At 43.8% G+C, this 523-nt stretch carries 1 protein-coding gene; it reads left to right on the forward strand.

Features of this window, described 5'->3' with window-relative positions:
- Positions 1 to 523, forward strand: a 523-nt coding sequence (locus tag ACFQEU_RS18025) for a hypothetical protein (RefSeq protein ID WP_379784402.1), incomplete at both ends; no start/stop codon positions are given.

Raw genomic sequence — 523 nt, forward strand, 5'->3', positions numbered from 1 at the left:
ATTTGGTGCCCAGTAGTGCCGTTGATTCTTATCGAACTTTTGCTAATACCGCTGAAGGTAGAAAGCATATTATTAATGGCTTTAACACGACATTCGTTTTTTCTGGCTTATATGAGGATAATTATATTCAGGCCTATAGGCATGTTAATTTGGGATCTAATTCGAAAGGCCAGTTGCGCTACACTGCGTCCCGGAGACTACGAGCCGATTTGAATGTTTCAAGTCAGCATTTTGAAATAGCCGAAAATGAAAACAGTCTGTTAAGTGCACTAAGCGGGTTTTTAGAAGCGGTCGGTGACAATCAGTCAGTGACTTATGATTTAAGTGAGATTGGTGTTAATCGAGCCAGTTTTTTTACCTCACTTTACGCTGATAGCTTTCAGTGGGATGTGGGTGGACCACTTTCAGGTGTCTTGCCAAGCTTCACTCTGCCTACGGCCGCTGCGGAAACCATAGAGGCTGGCGTGTTGAGTTTCGCCGTTATTGGCTCAGATGGGTATATGCAATCCGGCGGATTAGAAAA

Origin of the sequence: Halorubrum tibetense (genome assembly GCF_042661865.1) — an archaeon.
GTDB lineage: Archaea > Halobacteriota > Halobacteria > Halobacteriales > Haloferacaceae > Halorubrum > Halorubrum tibetense.